Genomic DNA, 23,788 nt, shown 5'->3' with positions numbered 1-23,788 from the left:
CGCGACGAGCACCATCCGCACCATCCGCACCGCGCACCACCCGATCGAGGAGAACCAGCCGTGAGCGACCACCACGCAGACACCGCCGCGTGGAGCGACGCGGAGGACCGGCACCAGCCCGCGGCGCCCCCCGCCGTCACTCCCGCCGACACCGCCGACGCCGCCCGACTGGTCGCCTTCGGACTCCAGCCCAAGCTCCAGCCGGCCCGGGACCAGGAGTACACCGAGCTCCTGCGCCGCTACCGCGAGGACCCCGCCTTCGCCCGCCTCGCGGACGCCGTCGCCACCGGCCTCGGCCTGGTCGTCCTGGAGGTGTCCCCCCGTGCCGGCATGGCCGTCACCGCCGCCGAGGACTCCGTCTTCGCGGTGCGCATGGGGGACTACGCCCGCCGCACCGCCACCGACTCCACCGACCGCTTCCTGCACGGCCTCGCCCACCTCGCCGTCGCCGCACTCGCCTTCCCCCGACCCGAGGACCTCGTCGACGACGGCTACGTCGGCCGCGTCACCGTCAACGGCGTCGACGCCTTCGTCCGTCAGGCGTGCCGCCGGCTGGAGGAGAACGCCGCCCGGCAGGGCGAGAACACCGACCCCGCCACCGACGCACCCGGCCTGGAGGCCGCCTGGCGGATCTGGGCCCGGCGCAGCTCCACCGGCGCCACCAAGGACGCCCGCCGCCTCGCCGGCTCCACCACCGGCATCGTCGCCAAGGCCGTGGCCTTCCTCACCGATTCCGGCTTCCTCCAGCGCACCGGGGACGACGCCGGAGGCACCTACCGCACCACCGCCCGCTACCAGCTCCAGGTCCGGGAACTGGCCGGCGGCGCCGCGATGGCCGAACTGCTCGACCTCGGGGTGGTCCCGGTCACCGACGGCGCCGCCACCCTGCTGCCCGCCGACGAGGTCGACGACCTGGAGCTCGTCGCCGACGCCGGGCTCCCCTTCCACTCCTGACCCCGGGCCGGTCGCGCTTCCCGCCCGGCCGGCCCCGCCCCCGCCCCCCACGTCCACGTCCTCGACGAGAGTCCGCCGCCATGTACGAGCTGTCCCGGGTCCGCCTCTACTCCATCGGGCCGGCCGGTGCGCGCTACGCCGACACCGTGCTGGACCTGCGCGGGGTCGGCGCCCCCGTGCCCGACCCCGCCCCCGCCCAGGCGGAGTTCTTCGAGGCGGAACCGGTCGGCCCGCCGCGTCGCCCCGCTCCGGCGGGCGTGCTGTTCCTGGAGAACGGCGGCGGCAAGTCCGTCCTGCTCAAACTGATCTTCTCGGTGATGCTGCCGGGCCACCGCAACACCCTGGGCGGCGCCAGCTCCGGCGTGCTGCGCAAGTTCCTGCTCGCCGACGACTGCGGCCACGTGGCCCTGGAGTGGCAGCACACCCTCACCGGCGAGTGCGTGGTCGTCGGCAAGGTCAGCGAATGGCGCGGACGTCAGGTCTCCAACGACCCCCGCAAGTTCGCCGAAGCCTGGTACTCGCTGCGCCCCGGCCCCGGGCTCAGCCTGGACAACCTGCCCGTCGCCGAGTCCACCGCGGTCCGCCCGCCCGTCGAGGGCGCCTCCGGCGCCCGGGGCCGCCGCCGCACCATGAAGGGCTTCCGGGACGCGCTCACCGAGGCCGGCAAGGCGTACCCGCACCTCGACGTGCACTGGGAGGAGACCCACGAACGCTGGACGGACCACCTCGGCGAACTGGGCCTCGACCCCGAACTGTTCCGCTACCAACGCGAGATGAACGCCGACGAGGGCGAGGCGGCCGGTCTCTTCGCCGTCAAGAAGGACTCCGACTTCACCGACCTGCTGCTGCGGGCCGTCACCGACACCCGCGACACCGACGGGCTCGCCGACCTCGTCAGCGGCTTCGGCAACAAGCTGGGCCGCCGCGCCGAACTCATCGCCGAACGCGACTTCACCGCCGGCTCCGTCGACCTGCTCGGCAAGATCGTCGATGCGGCCGCGACCCGCAGCGCCGCCCGCGAGGTGCACACCGCCGCCGAACGCCGCACCCGGGCCCTGGCCCGCCGGCTCGGTGCCCGCGGCGCCGCCGAACACCGCCGCGCCGCCGACCTCGCCGGCCGGGTGACCGCCGCCGCGCAGGCCGTCACCGAGGCCGAACGGGCCCGCGAGCGCACCGACCTGATCGCCGCCGAACTCGCCTTCCGGCACGCCTCCCTCGCCCTGGCCGGAGCGGAGAAGGCCGCCGCCGCGCAGAAGCGCGAACTCGTCGACGCCCGTACCCTGCACGCCGCCTGGCAGGCCGCCGAAGCCGTGCTGCGGCACCGCGCCGCCGCCGACCGCGCCGCCCGGGTCGCCGCCGCCATCCTGGAGGCCGAGCGCGACGCCGCCCCCGCGCTCGCCGCCCGTACCAGGGCCGCCACCGACCTGGTGCGCGCCCTGCACACCGCGGCCGGGGACGCCGAGGGCCTCGCCAACGAGGGGGAGGAGCGCTCCGCGGCGCTCCAGGAGGCCGGCGAGGCCGCCCACCGGGACGCCACCGTCGCCGCCACCGAAGCCCAACGCGCCCGCAGCGAGAGCGGCCACCTGCGTCAGCGGCTGGCCGAGGTCGAACAGGAGACCGCCGAAGCGGTGCGCGCCGGCTGGCTGGACGACACCGCTCCCGACGCCGACCCGGCCAGGGCCGCACTCGCCGCCAACGACGCCGAACAGACCGCGGTCGCCGCCTGGGACGCCGCCCGGGAGGCGGCCTCCCGGGCCACCGAAGCGGCCCGGGAGGCCGCTGCCGCCGAGTCCCGGGCCGAACTCACCGCGGCCCGCGCCGCCGACGCCGCGCAGGCCGCCCACCGCGCCCACGACGCCGAGCGGCTGGCCGCCGAGGCACTGGCCGCCGAGGAACGCCTCGCCGAACTCCTCAGCCTGCCCGGCGCCCCCGCCCGCGCGGCCGAGGGCCACGGGGTGCCCCAACCCCGCCGCGGCACCGTCGCCCCGGCGCCGGCCCCGTGGGGCGCGGAGGAACTCGACCGCGTCGCCGACGACCTGCGCCGCCTCCTGGACGACGGGGTCGCCACCGCCGAGCGTCACCTGTTCGACCTGCGCACGGCAGCCGCCGACGACTCGCGCATCCTCGGAGCGCTCGGCGACGGCGGACTGCTGCCCCCCGGCCCGGACGTCCTCGCCACCGTCGAGTTCCTCGGCGAACAGGGCATCCCCGCCCTGCCCGGCTGGCGCTACCTCGCCCAGGCCGTCGACCCCGCCGACCACGCCCGGGTGCTCGCCGCCCGCCCCGAACTCGTCGACGGCGTCATCATCACCGACCCCGACACCCACGCCCGGGCCCGTCAGGCGCTGACCGGTGCCGCCCTGCTGCCGCGTTCCACGGTCGCCGTCGGCACCGCCGCGGCCCTGCTCGCCCCCACCCCGCCCACCGGCGACGGGGACACCGCCGACGCCACCGCCGTGTTCCTGGTGCCACCGAACCCGGCCATGCACGACGAACACGCCGCCGACGAGGAACGGCACGCCCTCCGGGCCCGGGCCACCGCCCGCGACGAGGAGATCCGCGGCCTCGCCGCCCGGCTCGGCAAGGACCGGGAGCTCTCCTCCCGCCTCGCCTCCTGGCGCACCGCCTGCCCCGCCGGCCGCCTCGCCGAACTCGCGACGGCCGCCCGCGCCGCCCGGGACTTCGCGGAGGAGACCGAAGCCGAACTCGCCGAGGCCCGGGTCGCCCGCGCCGAGACGGAGGAGACCGCCGCCGAGGCCACCCGCGTCCGCGAGGAACGCCAGGAGGTCGCCCAACGCGCCCGCCGCGCCGCCGACGCCCTCGCCGGCCTCGCCTTCCGCCTGCGGGAACGTGCGGGCTGGCAGGCCCGCTTGCGGGAACTCGCCGACGAGGCCGTCGAGGCGGAGGCCCGCGCCCAGCACTGCCTGGACCGGGCCCGCGCCGCCGACGAGGACCGCCGCGCCGCCCAGCGCGCCGCCGACGACGCCCGCCGCACCGCCCGAGCCCTGCGCGCCGAACGCGCGGACATCGCCGGAGCCCCCGACGACCTCGCGGCACCGGCCGGCGACCCCCTCGACCCGGCGGCGCCCACGGTGTCGCTGCCCGCGCTGCGGGAGGCGTACCGGGCCGCCTCCCAGGTGTACGAGAAGGTCGGGGTCGGCGCCGACCTGCGCGCCGAGCAGGCCCGGGCCGAGAGCGACGAGAGCGCCGCCCGCACCGAACTCGACCGGCTCAGCAACAAGGTCCGCACCCGTGCCGGACACCTCCTGGAGTCCCCCGAGGGCGCCGACGGCCCCTCCCGACAGGCTGCCGCCGCCCGCGCCGAGGAACAGGTCCACCTCCTGGAGAACCGGGCCTCCGTCGCCAGCGAGCAGCTCGGACGGCTGCGGGGCGACACCGAGCGGCTCGCCCCCGAGGACGGCGGGACCCACACCGAACTCCCCGACGACCAGGTGCCCACCGGCGTCGACCACGCCCAGTCCCTGCTGCGGGCCGCCACCACCGAGTCGGCGGCCCGCGGCGAGGCGGTGCGACAGGCCCGCGACGCACACGCCGAACTGGTCCGTTCGCACCGGGCGGCGGAGGACGGGGCGGGGGGCTTCGAGGAGACCGCGGCCCTGCTGCGCGACCAACTGCGCGACCACCCCGTCGAGTCCGCCGAAGCCCCGGAGGAGGAGCCCGAGCCCTACCCCGGCACCCTGGCCGAGGCCCGTACCGCCGCCACCGAGACCCGACGCGCCCTGCGCGGGTGCGCCGCCGAACTCGGGGCCGCCGACACCGCGGTCCGCGAGGCGAGCGACGTGCTGGTGCGGCACGCCAACTCCACCCGCTACGAGCAGGTCCGCACCCCGGCGCGCCAGCAGATCCGCGAACTGCCCGCGTCGGCGCTCCCCGAGCACGCCCGGAAGTGGGCCGAGGCGTTCGCCCCCCGACTGCGGGTGCTCACCGACGAACTGGCCCAGCTGGAGCGCAACCGGGAATCGATCGTGGACCGGCTGCGCGGGCTGGTCGAGTCGGCGCTGGCCACCCTGCGGTCGGCCCAGCGGCTCTCCCAACTGCCCGAGGGGCTCGGCGAGTGGTCGGGGCAGGAGTTCTTGCGCATCCGCTTCGAGGAGCCCGACCAGGCCACCCTGGTGGAACGGCTCGGCGAGGTCATCGACGAGGCGACGCGGGCCGCCGTCCGCAAGAACTCCGACCTGCGGCGGGACGGCATGTCCCTGTTGCTGCGCGGGGTGCACGCGGCGCTCCAGCCGCGCGGCGTCTCGGTGGAGATCCTCAAACCGGACGCCGTGCTCCGCGCCGAGCGGGTACCGGTGGGGCAGATGGGCGACGTCTTCTCCGGGGGGCAGTTGCTGACCGCGGCGATCGCCCTGTACTGCACCATGGCGGCCCTGCGCTCCAACGACCGGGGCCACGCCCGGCACCGGCACGCGGGCACCCTCTTCCTGGACAACCCCATCGGCCGGGCCAACGCCACGTACCTGTTGGAGCTCCAGCGCGCCGTCTCGGATGCGCTCGGGGTCCAACTGCTCTACACGACGGGCCTCTTCGACACCACGGCCCTCGCGGAGTTCCCGCTCGTCATCCGGCTGCGCAATGACGCCGACCTCCGGGCGGGGCTGAAGTACATCAGTGTGGAGGAGCACTTGCGGCCCGGGCTGCCGCAGGCCAGCGCGAGCGACGAGGGCGTCCACGGCGAGATCACCGCCACCCGGATGTACAAGCGACCGGCGCCCACCGCCTGAGCCGCCCGGGCGGGGCCGCGCCGACGGCACGGCCCCGCCCCGGCAGGCGGCCCCGGACTCAGGAGCGGGAGAAGCCCTCCCGGGCACCGCGGCGCTCCTGGCGGGCCCGCTCCCGCTCCGCGCGCCCTTGCTGGCGGTGGGCCCGGCGGCGTTCACGGCGCAGGGCCCGTGCGGTGCTGCTGGGGGTGGACACCACCCCGTGGCGCTGCTTCCAGACCTGACGGGTGACCCAGACGTCCAGCACGCTCCAGGTGGCGACCACCGTGCTGAGCACGCTGCTGAGCACCATGGGGAAGGCGAGCCAGGACTCGGCGAGCGTGCAGAAGAACGCGACCATCGCCTGGATCAGGGTGACCGACACGATCAGCACGGCGCGCACCGCCGCCGTCCGCACCGGGTCCGCCATGCGGTAGCGGGACGCGGGTTCCTCCACCCACAGCGACCTGTGACGGAACGCCGCACCCTCGTCCCTCGGCTCCGTGACGTCCCCTCCGTCCTTCCGCGGTTCCCGGCCACCCGGTCGGGTGGCCGAACCGCCTGCCGGGGCGGTCTTCTCCCGGGCCGTGTCCCTCGCGGCCGTACGGCCCGCCGGGACGCCCCGCCCGGTCGCCGTCCGTCGCTCTGCCGTCTTCATGACCTCGTCACTCCCCACCATCCACGGGCCGAACCGCGGGTGCCGTAGTCATCGACACCCGTGTGGTGCCCGTCGTGCTCCGCTTCATACCGCCCGGTGACGGCATGAGGCCGATGTGTGATCCCACGGTGACCGGCGGCGCCCCCGCCCGTCCCCGTCCGTGCTCGCTTGCCCTCGTCGAGGTCCGCCCCCGTACTCAACTGCCGTACGAAAGACGAACGAACACCCCGGAAGATTCCCATGAACCATATGATTTCGGCCAACTGATCGTGCTGGTCGAGTGGTTCGCGACCACTTCCGGGTCGAACGACGGGGGAGACGATCTCCCATCATAGAGGGACAACTGCTGATGTCCCGACCCGTCCCGGGTGCAGCGACATCCGGACACGTCTTCGAGAACTTCCCACGTCAGTAGTAGGCTCACGCCGTTTATTGACGCGCCTGTTTACCCCCTCGGCGGGGGTTCGATGTATGGGGAGGCCATGCGCTTTCGCGGGAAGTCGATCCGCCGGAAGATCGTGGCGTTGCTGCTGGTGCCGCTCGTCTCGTTGACCGCGCTGTGGGGTTTCTCCACCATCATCACCAGCCGCGAGGCGGCCCGTCTGCTGACCGTCGCCGAAGTGGTCGACAAGATCGGCTACCCGATCGAGGACATGATCCAGGCGGTCCAGGAGGAGCGCCGGCAGTCCCTCGTCTACCTCGCCGACCGCCGGTCCACCGCCGCCCTGTCCGATCTGCACCGGGTCGCCGCGCGCACCGACGCGCTCGTCGCGAAGGTCCGCGAGAACACCCGCGGTTCCGGGGTCGCCGACGACCTCGACGAGGAGTCCCGCGGTCGCCTCGCCCACCTGCTCGAAGCCCTCGACGGCGTCGACTCCCTGCGGCACGCGGTGCGCGAGGGCACCATCAGCAGGACCACCGCCCTGGACCTGTTCAACCGGCTGATCGATCCGGCCTACGCGCTGGTCATGACCGTCCACGGCCTCGACGACCCCGAGATGGACAAGCAGGGCCGCGCCCTCGTCGGCATCGCCAGGGCCCGCGAACTCCTCTCCCGCCAGGACGCCCTCCTCGGCTCCGCCCTGGTCACCCGCAACCTGACCCGGCACGAGATCCGCGACATCTCCGACCTGGTCGCCCAGCGCCAACTGCTGTACGAGGTCAACCTGACGCTGCTCCCGGCGTCCGAACGCGAGCGCTACCAGAGCTTCTGGAACAGTTCCGACGTCAACGCCCTCCGGGTCGCCGAGGAATCGGTGGGCGCCGCCGGCCCCGGCCGGCCCGCCGCACTCACCGCCGCCGGGTGGAACGAGACCAGCGAGTTCGTCCTCGACGAACTCGCCGACCGCAACGCCGCCGCCAACGACCGCTACCAGGACCGGGTCCACCCCATCGCCGTGGGAGTCATCTCCCGCGCCGTCATCGCCGGTGTGCTCGGCCTGATCGCCCTGCTGTTCTCGGTGTTCCTCTCGGTGCGCGTGGGCCGCAGCCTCATCCGCGACCTGCGGCTGCTGCGTCTGGAGGCCCACGAGGCGTCCGGGGTGCGGCTGCCCAGCATCATGCGGCGACTGGCCGCGGGGGAGCGGGTCGACGTCACCACCGAAGTGCCCCGTCGCGACCACGGCAAGGACGAGATCGGCCAGGTCGGGCTCGCCCTGAACACCCTCCACCGGGCCGCCGTCGAGGCCGCGGTCAAGCAGGCCGAACTGCGCCACGGGGTCTCCGAGGTCTTCGTCAACCTCGCCCGCCGCAGCCAGGTCCTCCTGCACAAGCAGCTGACCCTGCTGGACGCCATGGAACGCCGCACCGAGGACACCGAGGAACTCGCCGACCTCTTCCGCATCGACCACCTGACCACCCGGATGCGTCGTCACGCGGAGGGCCTGGTCATCCTCTCCGGCGCCGCGCCCTCCCGGCAGTGGCGCAAGCCCGTCCAACTCATGGACGTGGTCCGGGCGTCCGTCGGCGAGGTCGAGGACTACGAGCGGATCGAGATCCGTCGGCTGCCCCGGATCGCCGTCACCGGCCCGGCCGTCGCCGACGTCACCCACCTCGTCGCCGAACTCCTGGAGAACGCCACCGTCTACTCCCCGCCGCACACCACCGTCCAGGTGAACGGCGAGTACGTGGCCAACGGCTTCGCCCTGGAGATCCACGACCGGGGCCTCGGCATGACGCCCGAAGCACTGGTCGACGCCAACCTGAGGCTCGCCGAGACCCCCGAGTTCGAACTCTCCGACACCGACCGCCTCGGTCTGTTCGTCGTCAGCCGCCTCGCCCGGCGCCAGGGCGTGCGCATCTCGCTCCAGGCGTCGCCGTACGGCGGCACCACCGCCGTCGTCCTGCTCCCCGAGAACCTCCTCACCGACGCCGGCCCGGAGGGCGACACCGAGGGGGTCGGCGTACCGGCCGGCCGGCTCCTGGCCGAAGCCCGACCGGGCATCCGGGCGACCACCCCTGCGCGGGGCTCCGGCACCCTGCCCGGACTGCCCGCCTCGCTCCTCGAAGGCCCCGCGGAGGTCGCCGCCCCGGTCGGCTCGGCCGACGACATCGAGGTCTTCACCGGGCGCCTCGCCCCCGACACCGGTGACCGCGCCCCGCTGGGCGGACCGCGCCGCGCGGTCACCGCCCTGCCCAGGGAGCAGCGCCCCGCCCGCGAGCCCGAGCCCACCGGCCCGAGCCCGTCCGGCGCGGACCGCGCGGGGGCACCGGACGAGCACCCCACCGGCCCGGCCGGCCTGCCCCGCCGGCGCGCCCCCAAGCTGGTCAGCTCGCACGGCCGTCCGGTCGGCGACCGCACCCCGCGTCCGGCCGAGCCCGCACCGGCCCCGCCGGACCTCCCGCGCCGTCGCCGCTTCCCGGAGGCCACCACGGCCGCCCCCGGCACCGACGACGCCGTCCGCAGCATCCAACCCACCGGTGACCCGTCCCGGCGCGACCGCAGCGGCTCGGACCGCCGTCGCCCGGCACCGGACGGACCCACCCCGGCGGCACCCCCGACCGGCGCCCTTCCGCGCCGGGTCCGCCAGACCCATCTCGCGCCGCAGCTCAAGGACGGCCCGGACCGACGCAGCGAACGCGTCCGCCCGGTGCTCACGGAGCGGGACGCCGAGCAAGTACGTAGCCGCATGGCCTCGCTCCAACGAGGGTGGGCCCGCGGTCGCGAGGAGAACGCCGAGGGCGACACCGCCCGGGGCGGCACAGCACACGGAACGACATCTGAAGGGGACGGTCGATGACCGCACCACACGCCAACGGCCACACCGCGTTCGGGGGGAACAGCGATCTCAACTGGCTGCTCGACGAGCTGGTCCAGCGCGTCGCCAGCATCCGCAAGGCGCTCGTCCTGTCCAGTGACGGCCTGCCGACCGGCGTGTCGCAGGGCCTCACCCGGGAGGACAGCGAACACCTCGCCGCCGTCGCGTCCGGCTTCCACAGCCTGGCCAAGGGCGTCGGACGCCACTTCGACGCCGGCGGCGTCCGGCAGACCATCGTGGAACTCGACGAGGCGTTCCTCTTCGTCACCGCCGCCGGCGACGGCAGCTGCCTGGCCGTCCTGTCCGACGCGGACTCCGACGTGGGGCAGGTCGCCTACGAGATGACCCTGCTCGTCAAGCGCGTCGGCGTGCATCTGGGGTCCGCTCCGCGCACCGATCTGTCCGCGGGCGGGTAGTGGGACTGCATGAGCGCAGAGAGTCAGGGACCCCCCCACTGGTTCGATGACGATGCCGGCCCCGTGGTCCGTCCGTACGCGATGACCCGGGGCCGTACCACCAGCGCCACCCAGCACCGCCTCGATCTGATCGCGGTGGTCGTCACCGAACCGCACGTAGCCGACCCGGAGGCCGATCACACCCTTTCCCCCGAGCACGTCGACATCGTCGAGCTGTGCCGGGACACGCCCCAGTCCGTTGCCGAACTCGCCGCCGAGCTGGACCTGCCGATCGGCGTGGTGCGGGTCCTGATCGGAGACCTCGTGGACGACGAACTCGTCCACGTGACACGCCCCGTACCGCCCGCCGAACTCCCCGACGCGAGTATCCTGCGCGACGTGATCAACGGCCTGCGGGCCCTCTGAACAGCGCGGCAGCGGGAGGACGACGTGACGGGCTGGCAGTTCTGGGTCGACCGCGGCGGCACCTTCACCGACGTCGTCGCCCGGCGACCCGACGGGCGCCTGGTCACCCGCAAACTGCTGTCAACGCGCCCCCCGCGCGACCCGGGGGCGGCCCCGAGCGCCGAGCCCGTGCCGGACGCCCCCGACGCAGCCGTCGAGGGCATCCGGCTCCTGCTGGCCGAACACCCCGGCCACGGGACGGAGGTCGCGGCCGTCCGCATGGGCACCACCGTCGCCACCAACGCCCTCCTGGAACGCACCGGCGAGGGCACCCTCCTGGTCACCACCCGGGGCTTCCGGGACGCCCTGCGCATCGGCTACCAGAACCGGCCCCGGATCTTCGACCGGGAGATCGTGCTGCCGGCCCCGCTGTACGACCGGGTCGTCGAGGTCGACGAGCGGGTCACCGCCCAGGGCGAGGTGCTGCGCCAACCCGACCTGGACGCCCTCGAAGGCCCGCTGCGGGCCGCCCTGGACGAGGGCCTGCGGGCCGTCGCCGTCGTCCTGCTCCACAGCCACCTGCACCCGGAGCACGAACGGCGCGTCGGTGCACTCGCCACCCGTCTGGGCTTCCGGCAGGTCTCCCTGTCCAGCGAGGTCAGCCCGTTGGTGAAGCTCGTCCCCCGGGGCGACACCACCGTCGCCGACGCCTACCTCTCGCCCGTGCTGCACCGCTACGTCCACCACCTCGACGCCGCCCTGGAGGTGCCCGCGGGCCGCCTGCAGTTCATGCAGTCCAACGGCGGTCTGACCGACGCCGGGCGGTTCCGCGGCAAGGACGCCGTCCTGTCCGGCCCGGCCGGCGGCATCGTCGGCATGGTCCACACCTCCCGGCGCGCCGGCTTCGACCGCGTGATCGGCTTCGACATGGGCGGCACCTCCACCGACGTCTCGCACTACGCGGGCGCCTACGAACGCGTCCTCACCCACACCGTCGCCGGGGTCCGGCTGCGGGCACCGATGCTCGCCATCCACACCGTCGCCGCGGGCGGCGGGTCCGTCCTGCACTTCGACGGCAGCCGCTACCGGGTGGGCCCCGACTCCGCCGGCGCCGATCCCGGCCCCGCCTGCTACCGGGCCGGGGGACCGCTCACCGTCACCGACGCCAACCTGATGCTCGGCCGCATCCAGGCGTCGCGCTTCCCCCGCACCTTCGGCCCCGACCACGACCAGCCCCCGGACGAGGACGGGGTCCGGGAACGCTTCGCCGCCCTTGCCGCCGAGATCACCCGGCGCACCGGCGACGAGCGCACCCCGGAGCGGGTCGCCGAGGGGTACCTGCGGATCGCGGTCGCCAACATCGCCAACGCCATCACCCGGATCTCGGTCCAACAGGGCCACGACGTCACCCGCTACGCCCTCACCACCTTCGGCGGCGCCGGCGGCCAGCACGCCTGCCAGGTCGCCGACTCCCTCGGCATCCGCACCGTCCTGGTCCCCCCGATGGCCGGCGTCCTGTCCGCGCTCGGCATCGGCCTCGCCGACCTCGCCGCCCTACGGGAACGGTCCGTCGAGGCCCCGCTGGAAGCCGCCGCACTGCCCCGGGTGCTGGCCGCCGCCGACGAGCTGGAAGCCACCGCCCGCGAGGAACTGCGCGCCCAGGGCGTCCCCGACGCCCGCATCGACGTCACCCGCCGCGCCCACCTGCGCTACGACGGCACCGACACCACCCTCACCGTCGAACTCGGCGCCCCGGAGCCCATGGCCCGGGCCTTCGCCGAGCGTCACCGGGCCGTGTACTCCTTCGCCCTCGACCGGCCGATCGTGGTCGAATCCGTCTCCGTCGAGGCCCTCGGCCGCACCGACGCACCCCCGGAGCCCGCCGCCCCGAGCGGGCCGCCCCCGTCCGCCGAACCCCCCGGCACGGCGGCCCTGCACACCGGGGGCTCCTGGCAGCGGGTGCCGCTGCACGACCGGGCCCGGCTGACGCCGGAGCAGCCCCTCACCGGGCCCGCCCTGATCACCGAGGACGGCGCGACCACCGTCGTCGACGAGGGATGGCGGGCCACCGCGGCCCCCGAGGGACACCTGCTCCTCGAACGCACCGCCCCGCCCCGGGGGAGCCGCACCGGCACCGAGGCCGACCCGGTGCTGCTGGAGGTCTTCAACAACCTGTTCATGTCCGTCGCCGAACAGATGGGCGCCCGGCTGGAGTCCACCGCGCAGTCCGTCAACATCAAGGAACGCCTGGACTTCTCCTGCGCCCTCTTCGACCCCGAGGGCAACCTCGTCGCCAACGCCCCCCACATCCCGGTCCACCTGGGCTCCATGGGCACCAGCGTCAAGGAGGTCATCCGCCGGCGCGGGGCCACCATGCGCCCCGGCGAGACCTACGCCGTCAACGACCCCTACCACGGCGGCACCCACCTCCCGGACGTCACCGTCATCACCCCCGTCTTCGCCCGCCCCACCGACCTGACGGACCGCACCACCCCGCTGTTCCACGTCGCCTCACGCGGCCACCACGCCGAGATCGGCGGCACCGCCCCCGGCTCGATGCCCGCCGACAGCCACACCCTCGACGAGGAGGGCGTCCTCTTCGACAACTGGCTGCTCACCGAGGACGGCCGCTTCCGCGAGGAACCGACCCGGCGGCTGCTCACCGACGCCCCCCACCCCTCCCGCGCCCCCGAGACCAACCTCGCCGACCTGCGTGCCCAGATCGCCGCCAACCAGAAGGGCGTGGACGAAGTCCGCCGCATGATCGACGAGTTCGGTCTCGACGTCGTCCAGGCGTACATGCGACACGTTCAGGACAACGCCGAGGAGTCCGTGCGGCGCGTCGTCGACACCCTGCGGGACGGCACCCACGCCTACGAGACCGACTCGGGCGCACTGATCCGGGTCCGCGTCGCCGTGGACCGCGAACGACGCGCCGCGACCATCGACTTCACCGGCTCCTCGCCCCAACTGGCCACCAACTTCAACGCCCCCTCCGCGGTCGTCGTTGCCGCCGTCCTCTACGTGTTCCGCACCCTGGTCGCCGCCGACATCCCCCTCAACGACGGCAGTCTGCGCCCCCTCCACCTGGTCGTCCCGCCCGGTTCGCTGCTGGCCCCGCGGCCCCCGGCCGCCGTCGTCGCGGGCAACGTCGAGACCTCGCAGGCCCTCGTCGGCGCCCTGTACGCGGCGCTGCGGGTCCAGGCCGAGGGCTCCGGCACCATGAACAACATCACCTTCGGCAACGAGCGCCACCAGTACTACGAGACGGTCGCCTCCGGTTCCGGCGCCGGCGACGGCTTCCACGGGGCGTCCGTGGTGCAGACCCACATGACCAACTCGCGACTCACCGACCCCGAGGTCCTGGAAGGGCGACTGCCCGTCCTGCTGGAGGAGTTCGCGATCCGCCCCGGCAGCGGCGGCACCGGCCGGTGGCACGGCGGGGACGGGGCCGTGCGCCGCATCCTCTTCCGCGAGCCCATGACCGTCTCCACCCTCTGCGGACACCGCAGGGTCCCGCCCTACGGCCTGGCCGGCGGCGCCCCGGGGGACCTCGGGGCCGCCCGCATCGAGCGTCGGGACGGTACCGTCCTGCACCTGGAGGGCAGCGACTCGACCCGGGTGCGTCCCGGGGACGTCCTCGTCGTCGAGACGCCGGGCGGCGGCGGATATGGTCCACCGATGCGCAATTCCACCGAGGCAGGAGAAGGAACCGATGATCCTGGGCCGTACTGAGCGCGGCAAGGCCCCCATAGAACCCGTCACCCTGAAGATCCTGGTGGCGGGTGGTTTCGGGGTGGGCAAGACGACCCTGGTCGGCGCGGTGAGCGAGATCAAGCCGCTGCGCACCGAGGAGACCCTCAGCGAGGCGGGCCGCCCGGTCGACGACACCCAGGGCGTCGAGGGCAAGAACACCACCACCGTGGCGATGGACTTCGGCCGCATCACGCTGCGCGAGGACCTGGTGCTGTACCTCTTCGGCACCCCGGGACAGGACCGGTTCTGGTTCCTGTGGGACGAGTTGGCCACCGGCTCGCTCGGCGCGGTCGTCCTCGCGGACACCCGTCGGCTGGAGGACTGCTTCGCCGCCGTCGACTACTTCGAGCGCCGCAACATCCCCTTCGTGGTGGGCGTCAACTGCTTCGACGGCGCCGACCGCTACCCTGCCGAAACGGTACGCCAGGCCCTGGACCTGGATTCCGGGGTCCCGGTCGTCCTCTGCGACGCACGGGAACGGGGATCGGCCAAGGAAGTGCTCATCGAGGTCGTCGAACACGCCCTGGCCGTCGGCGAGATGGCCCGCCAGCCCGCCACCACCTGACGGAACGGGCCGCCGCACCCCCACCCCGGCCCGGCCCCACCGGCCGAAAGGTCACCCGCCGCGGAGAACCGTGCGGGCGCCCGCTGCGTCAAGACCTATCGACGGGGTGGCCGGGACCGACGGGGGTGGTCCCGGCCACCCCGTCGCCCTTTCCCCACCCGCAGCACCGCCACTGAGCAGGGCGGGCCCTGCGGTACGTCGACTCCGGGCCGGAACACCCGCACATCCGATACAGTCCGCGGGTGTCCGAATCGCAAGCCCACACCGCCAACCCCGTACGGGATTCCCACTGTTCGAGCTGCGGCGCCGCCCATGCCGAACTGTCCGAATGGCCCCGGAAGTGCCTCGCCTGCGGCACCACGGCCTACAGCAACCCCCTGCCCGTGGCGGTGGCCCTCCAGCCCGTCTACGACGAGCAGGGCACCGCCCTGGTCGTCATCACCCGCACCGTGGAGCCCGCACGCGGCGGCATAGCCCTGCCCGGCGGGTTCGTCGACCACCACGAGGACTGGCGACACGCCCTGGTGCGCGAGCTCAAGGAGGAGACCGGGATCGACGCCGCAGCCCGGGACGTCCGCCTCGCCGACGTCCTCAGCTCGCTCGACGGCTACCTGGTCCTCTTCGGCGTCCTGCCCGAACGCCCCGCCGCCGAACTCCCGGCCTCGACACCCACCGACGAGACCGAGGGCTGGCAACTCCTGCGCCGTCCCACCGAACTCGCCTTCCCCCTGCACACCATCGCGGCCGGGGCCTGGTTCGAGGGCCGCTACGCCTGACCCACCACCGCGCCACGGGAGGGCGGGGGGTCCACCTCGCGCACCCGCACCGGATACCCCACCGGGCCGCCCCCGTGACGCCGCACGACCACCCGGCCACCCCGCAGACGGGTCGTGAACCGCTCCACGACGTCCGACTCCCACCCGTCACCGGCGTCCGTCACCACGAGCCCGCCTCCCGCGCTCCCGGGCACGGGAGGCCACACCTCCAACTCCCGCTCGTCCCCCTCGCCCCGCACCGGCACCACCGCCCCGGCCCGGGCCAGCACCGGAATCCGCGACAGCGGCGCCGCCACCCGCACCCGCCCCGGCCCCGTGAACCTCTTCCCGCTCACCACGTCGTACCAGGTGCCCTCCGGCAACTGCACCTCCCGCTCCACCACCCCCGGGTCCAACACCGGTGCCACCAACAACGCGTCCCCCAACAGGAACGCGTCCCCGCAGTCCCGCAGCTTGCGGTCCTCCGGAGCCCCCCACCACAACGGGCGCACGTACGGCGCCCCGGTCCGCGCCGCCACCCGCGCCAAGGTCCCGAAGTACGGCACCAGCCGCCGCCGCTCCACGGCCGCGGCCCGTGCGTGCCCCAACGCCTCCTCGCCGAACGCCCACGGTTCCCGCCGCGCCGCCCGCAGCGCCGCGTGCGTGCGGAACAGCGGCAGGTACGCGCCCAACTGGAACCACCGCACGTACAGCTCCGCCGACGGACCGTCCGTCCCGCCCCCCACGTCCGGCCCGGAGTACGGCACCCCGCACAACCCGAGGCCCAACACCCACGCCAACGAGGCCCGCAACCCCGGCCACCCCGTCACCACCCCGCCCGACCAGGCGCCCCCGTACCGCTGGAGCCCCACCCAGCCCGACCGCGAGAACACGAACGGCCGCTCCGCGGGCCGCGCCCGGCGCACCCCCTCGTACCCCGCCCGCGCCATGCCCAGCGCGTACACGTTGTGGGCCTCCCGGTGGTCACCGCCCCGCCCCTCCAGGGAGTGCCGCGCCGACCGCGGCAGGGTCCGCTCCCCGAACGCGGTGAACGACACCGGCTCGTCCAGGTCGTGCCAGAACCCGGCGAACCCCTGGGCCAACCGCTCCCCGTACCACCCGCCCCACCACGCACGCGCCCCCGGATCGGTGAAGTCCGGGTACACCGACGCCCCCGCCTTCGACGTGCCCACCGCCTTCCGCCCGCCCCCCTCCCGCACGAACGCCCGGGCCTCGCGCCCCGACTCGAACACGGCGTTCCCCCGCTCCGCCTTCACTGCCGGACCCACCACCGACACCAACCGCACCCCGTCCCGCGCCAACTCCCGGGCCAGCCCCGGCAGGTCCGGGTAGCGCCCCGGGTCGGCGGTGAAGACCCGGTGCCCGTCCAGGTGGTCGGCGCCGAGGTGCACCGCGTCCAGCGGCACCCCCCGCTTCCGGTACCCGGCCACCACCCGCCGCACCTCCGCGGCGCTCCCGAACCCCTGCCGGGCGTGGTGGTGCCCCAACGCCCACGTCGGCGGCACCACCGGCGCGCCCGTCAACGACACCCAGGTGTGCAACACCCGCGCCGGCGAGCCCACCACCACCCAGCACCGCAGCGGCCCCCCGTCCGAGCGCCACTCCACGGTGCCCGGACGGTCGTGCCCCGACCCCAGTCCCTCCTCGCCCTCCTGGAGCGTCACCGAGCCGTCCCACGTCGTGTCGTGGAAGACGAGGTGCGTCCCCGCGTCCGCGACCACCAACTGCACCGGCATCGTGAGCGAGAGCGGATCGTCGCCGGGCCCGAACGCCTTCCGCGGCCCGGTGTTCCACATCCGGTACGTGCCGTCCGGGAGCCGGGGCCCCGCCGACCGCCCGCCCAACCCGAAGAACCGGGCGTCCGCCGCCACCTCCGCCCGCTCCATCCACCGGGCCGCGCCCCCGTCCACCGGCTCCCACCAGCGCGGCGGCGCCACCTCCCGCAGCACCACCCCGCCCGGCGTGCACACCCGCACGCCCCCCAGCCGGGACACCACGAGGGTGACCCGCTCCGACACCACCCGCCACCCGCCGTCCATGTCCGGCTCCAGGGCCGCCCGGGCATCCGGCTCCGGCACCGCCCCCGCCAGGCCGTACGACGGCTCGGGGCCGGCCCCGTCCCACCCCCAGAACACCGCCCCCGTCACCGTCACCAGAACCCGCAACCGCGACCGGGCGAACCGGATGCTGCCCCCGCCCGGCCCCGGGACCACCTCCGCCACCACACCCGGCACCCGGGCCCGCTCCGCACCCCGCGGCGGCAGCCCGGCCGCATCCGCCCGCCGTCTGCGCACCGCCGTGCACACGGTACGAATCCCCCACACCGGGGTCATCGAACCGACCGCCCTCACCGAACGCCCCAGGCCGCGACCATCCATGACGATCACCCTGCCACCGCCTCCCCACACTCGGTGCCGCGTTCAACCAATCGTTCACTCGGAGCTCCGAACCCGCACCGGCGCGCCCTTCCCTGGTGCCCGGCGCCCACCCGTGGCATCGTCCCAGGCAGTCGTCCCGGGCACACCACCCCGTGTCCGCCGACGCCCCACGACCAGCAACAGCAGGGGAGCCCCCGCCATGTGCCCAGCGCCCACTCCGCCCCTCTGGCAGCCCGACCGGCAGACCGTCGACGGTGCACGGATCACCCGTTTCCAGGCGTGGGCAGCGGCCCACCACGGCGCTCCCGCCGCCGGCGGATATCCCGCTCTGCACCGTTGGTCCGTCGAAGAACTGGACACTTTTTGGCTGGCAATCGCCGAATGGTTCGACGTCCGCTTCACGACGCCCGCCACCCGTGTGCTCGGCGACCGCGCCATGCCCGGCGCCCAATGGTTCCCCGGCGCCACCCTCAACTATGCCGAACACGCCCTGCGGGCCGCCGATGAACGGCCCGACGAACCCGCCCTCCTCCACGCCGACGAGACCCACGGCCCGGTCCCCGTCACCTGGCGCGAACTCCGCCGTCAGGTCGGTGCCCTGTCCACCGCCCTGCGCGACCTCGGCGTCCGCCCGGGCGACCGCGTCAGCGGCTACCTGCCCAACGTCCCGCACGCCGTGGTGGCCCTCCTCGCCACCGCCGCCGTCGGCGCCGTCTGGACCGCCAGCGCCCCCGACTTCGGAGCCCGCAGCGTCCTCGACCGCTTCCAACAGGTCGAACCCGTCGTCCTCATCGCCGCCGACGGCTACCGGTACGGCGGCAAGGAACACGACCGCACCGACACCGTCGCCGAACTGCGCGCCCACCTCCCCACCCTGCGCGCCGTCGTCCACGTGCCGCTGCTCGACACCCCCGCCCCCGAGGGCACCCTGGACTGGTCGACGCTGACCGCCGCGGACCGCACCCCCGAGTACACCGCGGTGCCCTTCGACCACCCCCTGTGGGTGCTCTACTCCTCCGGCACCACCGGACTGCCCAAGGCCCTCGTCCAGTCCCAGGGCGGCATCCTCCTGGAGCACCTCAAACAACTCGGCCTGCACTGCGACCTCGGCCCCGACGACCGGTTCTTCTGGTACACCTCCACCGGCTGGATGATGTGGAACTTCCTCGTCTCCGGCCTGCTCACCGGCACCACCGTCGTCCTCTACGACGGCAGCCCCGGCCACCCCGACACCGGCGCCCAGTGGCGGATCGCGGACCGGACCGGCGCCACCTTCCTCGGCACCTCCGCCGCCTACGTGATGGCCTGCCGCAAGGCCGGCCTCCACCCCGCCGCCGACCACGACCTCGGCCGCGTCCGCTGCGTCGCCACCACCGGCTCGCCCCTGCCCCCGGACGGCTTCCGCTGGCTGCACGACGAGTTCGCCGACCGGGAGGGCGGCCTGTGGATCGCCTCCGTCAGCGGCGGCACCGACGTCTGCTCCTGCTTCGCGGGCGCCGTGCCCACCCTCCCCGTCCACATCGGCGAACTCCAGGCCCCCGGACTCGGCACCGACCTCCAGGCGTGGGACCCCCGGGGCCGACCCCTGATCGACGAGGTCGGCGAACTCGTCGTCACCCGTCCCATGCCCTCCATGCCCGTCCGCTTCTGGAACGACCCCGACGGCCACCGCTACCACGACAGCTACTTCGACACCTATCCCGGCGTGTGGCGACACGGCGACTGGATCACCCTCACCTCCCGCGGCTCCGTCGTCATCCACGGTCGTTCCGACTCCACCCTCAACCGCCAGGGCGTGCGCATGGGCTCCGCCGACATCTACGAGGTCGTCGAACGGCTCCCCGAGATCCGGGAATCCCTCGTCGTCGGCGTCGAACGCCCGGACGGCGACTACTGGATGCCGCTCTTCGTCCACCTCGCCCCCGGTGTCACCCTCGACGAACCGCTGCGCACCCGCATCCGACGCGCCCTCCGGGAGCACCTCTCACCCCGCCACGTGCCCGACGAGATCATCGACGTGCCGGCCGTCCCCCACACCCTCACCGGCAAGCGCCTGGAGGTCCCCGTCAAGCGACTGCTCCAGGGCACCCCCCTGGACCGCGCCGTCAACCCCGGCTCCGTCGACCGGACCGACCTCCTCGACTTCTACGTCGACCTGGCCCGACAACGGGCCTGAGCCCCGCAGCACGCCGGCCGTCACCCCCGCACCGGCGGCCGGCACCGCCCTCCCGACCACCGATGTCAGTGCCCCCGGTTACGGTGAGTGAGCATAGATCGACCGTGCAACAGGGGGAACCCATGGAACCCGTCCGCCCGACCCTCACCGAACGACTCCACCGCGAGTTCGCCGGCACCATCGGCCTCCTGGTCGACGAAGCCGACTTCGCGACCATGCGGCGCTACCGCAGCTTCGCCTTCGACGACCACCCCGCCTACCTCCGCCACACCGAGGCGCTCCTGCGCGACCTCGACGACCAGGGCCGGCACACCAGCCTCGCCCTCTTCGACCCCGAGCAGTACGCCGCCTACTGCGCCCGCACCGGCATCGACCCCGACACCCGCGCCTCCCGCACCCGCTTCACCGCCGAACTCGCCGCGAGCGGCCCCGCCGTCCCCTACGACGGCCGCCCCCTCGCCGAACTGCTCCCCGACCTCCTCGACCAAGCGGCCCGCCGCGCCACCTGGGAGCACGCCACCCAACTGCTCGACCGGGCGGGGGAGTGCGCCTCCTGCGGCGAGGACCTCGGCCGGGCCGCCTTCGCCCGCGCCTTCGACCTGCTGCGCCGCATCCTGCGCGCCGCCCCGCCCGGCGCCCACCACCTGGTCGGCAGCGTCACCGCCCCCGACGGACCCCTGCTCGGCGTCTTCCGCGCCCGCAGCGACGCCACCGGCATCACCGAGGTCGACGACTCCGCCGCCGTGGAACTCGCCACCGTCCTCGCCGCGGGCATCACCACCGGAGACCCGGGCGGACTCGTCATGCGGACCACCGCCCCCGGCCGCCACGACCGCGTCCGGGGCTGGCGCCTGCACGGCGACGGCCTGGTCCCGCTGACCGCCGCCGAGGTCTTCGACGCCTACTGCACCGACGCGCTCTCCGGGGACCTCATCGCCCCGGAACCCGACGTCGACTACTGCGCACCCCCGGGGGTCGAGGGCATCGCCCCCCGGCCGGAAGGACCCCACCGCCACTGACCACCGACCGGGGCGCCCCGGCACCGAGGCGCGGGCACGGCTACTCCCCGGACAGGACGGCCTGCGCCGCCGCCCGCGCGTCCCGGGCCGTGTCCGCGGCCCGGGCGGCGGCGGCGGCCCGCTCGCACTGGGCCAGGGTGTACTTCGCCAACGCCGTCCGCACGTACGCGATCGACGCGGCCCCCATCGACAGGGAGGTGACGCCCAGCCCCGCCAACACGCACGCCAACAGCGGATCGGCCGCCGCCTCCCCGCACACCCCGCAACTCTTCCCCTCGGCCTTCGCCGCCTCCGCCGACAGGGCGACCAGGTCGAGCAGTGCCGGCTGCCACGGGTCCTGCAACCGGGAGACGGCGCCCACCTGCCGATCGGCGGCGAAGGCGTACTGCGCCAGGTCATTGGTCCCCAACGACAGGAACTCGACCTCCTGGAGGATCGAGCGTGCCCGTAGCGCCGCCGAGGGGATCTCCACCATGGCACCGAACTTCGCCCGCAGCCCCGCCGCACGACAGGCGTTCGCGAAGGCCTCGGCGTCCGCGCGGTCGGCCACCATCGGCGCCATCACCTCCAGGTACACCGGCAACCCCTCGGCGGCCTTCGCCAACGCCGTCAGCTGGGTGCGCAACACCTCGGGATGGTCCAGCAGCGCCCGCAGCCCCCTGACCCCGAGCGCCGGATTGGGCTCGTCCGCGGGGGTCAGGAAGTCGAGCGGCTTGTCCGCCCCGGCGTCCAGCACCCGCACCACCACCCGCCCCTCCGGAAACGCCTCCAGGACCTGTCGGTACGCCGCCACCTGCTTCTCCTCGGACGGAGCCGTCGCGCTGTCGTCCAGGAACAGGAACTCCGTCCGGAACAGCCCCACCCCCTCGGCGCCCGCCGCCACCGCCGCCGCCACGTCCGCCGGCCCGCCCACATTGGCCAACAGCGGAACCTTGTGCCCGTCGGACGTCGCACCCGGCCCCCGCGACGCGGCCAGGGCCGCCTTCCGCTCCTCCGCCGCCTCGGCCAGCGCGGCCCGCTTCTGCGCGCTCGGGTCCACGAAGACCTCACCGGTGCTGCCGTCCACGGCCACCACCGTGCCCTCGGCCAACTCGGTGGCGCCCGGCAGGGCGACCACCGCCGGCACGCCCAGGGCCCGGGCCAGGATCGCGCTGTGGCTCGTCGGTCCGCCCTCCTCGGTGACGAAGCCGAGCACCAGCGCCGGGTCGAGCAGTGCGGTGTCGGCCGGAGCCAGGTCCCGTGCGAGCAGCACATAGGGCTCGTCGCTGTCGGGCACCCCCGGCATGGGGACCCCCAACAACCGGGCGACGATGCGGTTGCGCACGTCGTCGAGGTCGGCGACCCGGCCGGCGAGGTACTCGCCCGCCCCGGCCAGCAGCGCCCGGTAGGAGGCGAAGGCGTCGTACACCGCGCGTTCCGCGGTGCTCCCCACCGCGATCCGCCGTTCGACGTCGACGATCAGCTCGGGGTCCTGGGCCATGAGGGCCTGCGCTTCGAGCACCGCCTGGGCCTCGCCGCCCGCGAGGTTGCCGCGTGCGTTGAGGTCGGCGGCCACCGCGTCGACCGCTTGCCGGGCCCGTCCCTGCTCGCGCTCCGCGTCCTGGGGCGGGATCTGCTTCGCGGGTGGTTCGAGCACCGCCGTGCCCATGTGCCGTACTTCGCCGATCGCCACTCCGTGGCTCACGCCGACGCCTCGCAGCGTTGTCTCCATGTCACCGTCTCCGAGTAGCTGCGACGAACCGCGCCGCAGGAATTGCCCAGACCGTCGTCCCACCGCGGATCCCGCCCCGGCCGGCCGTGCTACCGCCAGTCGAAGAGCGTGTCACCGACCTTCACGTCACCACTCTCGACGACGGACGACAAGGCGTCCCCCGTGGCCTCCAGGGCCACCACGGGACAGATCGGGGACTTGCCCGCCTCCTCCACCTCGGTCGGGTTCCACCGCACGACGGACTGTCCGCGTTGAACGGTGTCGCCCTTGTGCACCAGCAGCTCGAATCCCTGACCGTTGAGCTGCACCGTGTCGATCCCCAGGTGGGTGAGCACCCCGTGCCCCTCGTCGTCGACCACGACGAAGGCGTGCGGATGGAGCGAGACGATCACTCCGGACACGGGGGAGACCGCTTCGGCCGGTCCCCGCTCCGGATCGACTGCGGTGCCCGGACCGACCATGGCACCGGAGAAGACGGGGTCCGGCACTGCGGTCAATCCGATGGCACGACCGGCCACGGGCGATGTCACGCTGGTCATGGGCAAGCCTCCCGGGGTCTGGACTCCGATGGCGCCGGCCCCTGCTCGTCCCGGGACGACGCACTGTTCAGCAGGGTAGATCATGAAATGTCCGAGTTCTGAGTCGAGGGAGCCGGTCGGTGGAGTCGAGCCCCACCCCCTCGATTTGCCCCTGCTGTCAAGCCCCCTGTACAGTCGTAGACCTGCCCGCGAGTGACGCGCACAGCGTCGAATGTCGGGCAGCTCCTATGAGGTTTGATTCTCGCTGAGAGGCCCTTATTTCGCATGCCTGCGAAATGACGGTCAAGAAGCGGGGAAACGGTCTGATAGAGTCGGAAACACCGAAGGGAAGCGCCCGGAGGAAAGCCTGCACCGAATGGTGGGGGTGAGTACGAAGGAAGCGGCCGTTCCTTGAGAACTCAACAGCGTGCCAAAAGTCAACGCCAGATATGTTGATACCCCGTCACTGTGACCGTCATGGTCTGGTGATGAGGTTCCT

14 protein-coding genes are annotated in these 23,788 nt (G+C 74.1%); 10 read left to right on the top strand and 4 right to left on the bottom strand.

Features of this window, described 5'->3' with window-relative positions:
* Positions 1-60 precede the first annotated feature (60 nt).
* Both ABT092_RS26605 and ABT092_RS26600 read left to right on the top strand, forming a co-directional pair.
* Positions 61-954 carry a hypothetical protein gene (locus tag ABT092_RS26605; protein WP_351248187.1) on the top strand — a complete coding sequence of 298 codons (894 nt, stop codon included), beginning with the start codon at positions 61-63 and terminating at the stop codon, positions 952-954.
* Between the two features lie 80 nt (positions 955-1,034).
* Entirely contained in the window at positions 1,035-5,699 is a 4,665-nt protein-coding gene (locus tag ABT092_RS26600) for a hypothetical protein (protein WP_351248185.1), read from the top strand.
* A 58-nt stretch (positions 5,700-5,757) separates the two neighbouring features.
* On the opposite strand, the gene ABT092_RS26595 is transcribed toward ABT092_RS26600, so the two are convergent.
* Complete coding sequence (locus ABT092_RS26595) at positions 5,758-6,333, bottom strand: hypothetical protein (RefSeq protein WP_351248183.1); 576 nt, start codon at positions 6,331-6,333, stop codon at positions 5,758-5,760.
* A 482-nt stretch (positions 6,334-6,815) separates the two neighbouring features.
* Here ABT092_RS26595 and ABT092_RS26590 point away from each other — a divergent pair, with 482 nt between their 5' ends.
* From ABT092_RS26590 to ABT092_RS26565, 6 genes are all read left to right on the top strand, one after another.
* Entirely contained in the window at positions 6,816-9,572 is a 2,757-nt protein-coding gene (locus ABT092_RS26590) for a sensor histidine kinase (RefSeq protein WP_351248181.1), read from the top strand.
* Positions 9,569-10,006 (top strand): roadblock/LC7 domain-containing protein, encoded by a 438-nt coding sequence (locus ABT092_RS26585; RefSeq protein ID WP_351248179.1) that lies wholly within the window; start codon positions 9,569-9,571, stop codon positions 10,004-10,006. Before ABT092_RS26590 ends, ABT092_RS26585 begins: the two co-directional genes overlap by 4 nt.
* A 9-nt stretch (positions 10,007-10,015) precedes the next feature.
* Positions 10,016-10,411: a DUF742 domain-containing protein gene (locus ABT092_RS26580; protein WP_351248177.1), complete on the top strand. Its 396-nt coding sequence runs from the start codon at positions 10,016-10,018 to the stop codon at positions 10,409-10,411.
* Between the two features lie 24 nt (positions 10,412-10,435).
* Positions 10,436-14,125: a hydantoinase B/oxoprolinase family protein gene (locus ABT092_RS26575; protein WP_351248175.1), complete on the top strand. Its 3,690-nt coding sequence runs from the start codon at positions 10,436-10,438 to the stop codon at positions 14,123-14,125.
* The gene (locus ABT092_RS26570) at positions 14,106-14,711 is read left to right on the top strand and encodes a GTP-binding protein (protein WP_351248173.1); all 606 of its coding nucleotides are present in this window, start codon (positions 14,106-14,108) and stop codon (positions 14,709-14,711) included. Before ABT092_RS26575 ends, ABT092_RS26570 begins: the two co-directional genes overlap by 20 nt.
* 242 nt (positions 14,712-14,953) lie before the next feature.
* Positions 14,954-15,487 (top strand): NUDIX domain-containing protein, encoded by a 534-nt coding sequence (locus tag ABT092_RS26565; protein ID WP_351248171.1) that lies wholly within the window; start codon positions 14,954-14,956, stop codon positions 15,485-15,487.
* Here the strand turns inward: ABT092_RS26565 and ABT092_RS26560 are convergent.
* A complete protein-coding gene (locus tag ABT092_RS26560) occupies positions 15,478-17,865 on the bottom strand; it encodes a glycoside hydrolase family 31 protein (protein WP_351248169.1) in 2,388 nt (795 codons plus the stop codon). The genes ABT092_RS26565 and ABT092_RS26560 overlap by 10 nt on opposite strands.
* A 199-nt stretch (positions 17,866-18,064) precedes the next feature.
* Between ABT092_RS26560 and ABT092_RS26555 the strand changes: the two genes are divergently transcribed.
* A complete protein-coding gene (locus tag ABT092_RS26555; RefSeq protein WP_351248167.1) occupies positions 18,065-20,041 on the top strand; it encodes an acetoacetate--CoA ligase in 1,977 nt (658 codons plus the stop codon).
* 122 nt (positions 20,042-20,163) lie between these two features.
* Positions 20,164-21,060 carry a DUF8829 domain-containing protein gene (locus ABT092_RS26550; RefSeq protein WP_351248165.1) on the top strand — a complete coding sequence of 299 codons (897 nt, stop codon included), beginning with the start codon at positions 20,164-20,166 and terminating at the stop codon, positions 21,058-21,060.
* 40 nt (positions 21,061-21,100) lie between these two features.
* Here ABT092_RS26550 and ptsP read toward each other — a convergent pair whose 3' ends face one another.
* Positions 21,101-22,771 carry a phosphoenolpyruvate--protein phosphotransferase gene (ptsP, locus tag ABT092_RS26545; RefSeq protein WP_351248163.1) on the bottom strand — a complete coding sequence of 557 codons (1,671 nt, stop codon included), beginning with the start codon at positions 22,769-22,771 and terminating at the stop codon, positions 21,101-21,103.
* 89 nt (positions 22,772-22,860) lie between these two features.
* Complete coding sequence (locus ABT092_RS26540; RefSeq protein WP_351248161.1) at positions 22,861-23,310, bottom strand: PTS sugar transporter subunit IIA; 450 nt, start codon at positions 23,308-23,310, stop codon at positions 22,861-22,863.
* Between the last annotated feature and the right edge of the window lie 478 nt (positions 23,311-23,788).

This window comes from Streptomyces sp. NPDC002490 (genome assembly GCF_040296045.1).
In the GTDB taxonomy this organism is placed as follows: Bacteria; Actinomycetota; Actinomycetes; order Streptomycetales; family Streptomycetaceae; genus Streptomyces.
The sequence above is the reverse complement of the archived record's forward strand: the minus strand, read 5'-3'. Positions and strand labels throughout refer to the sequence as shown.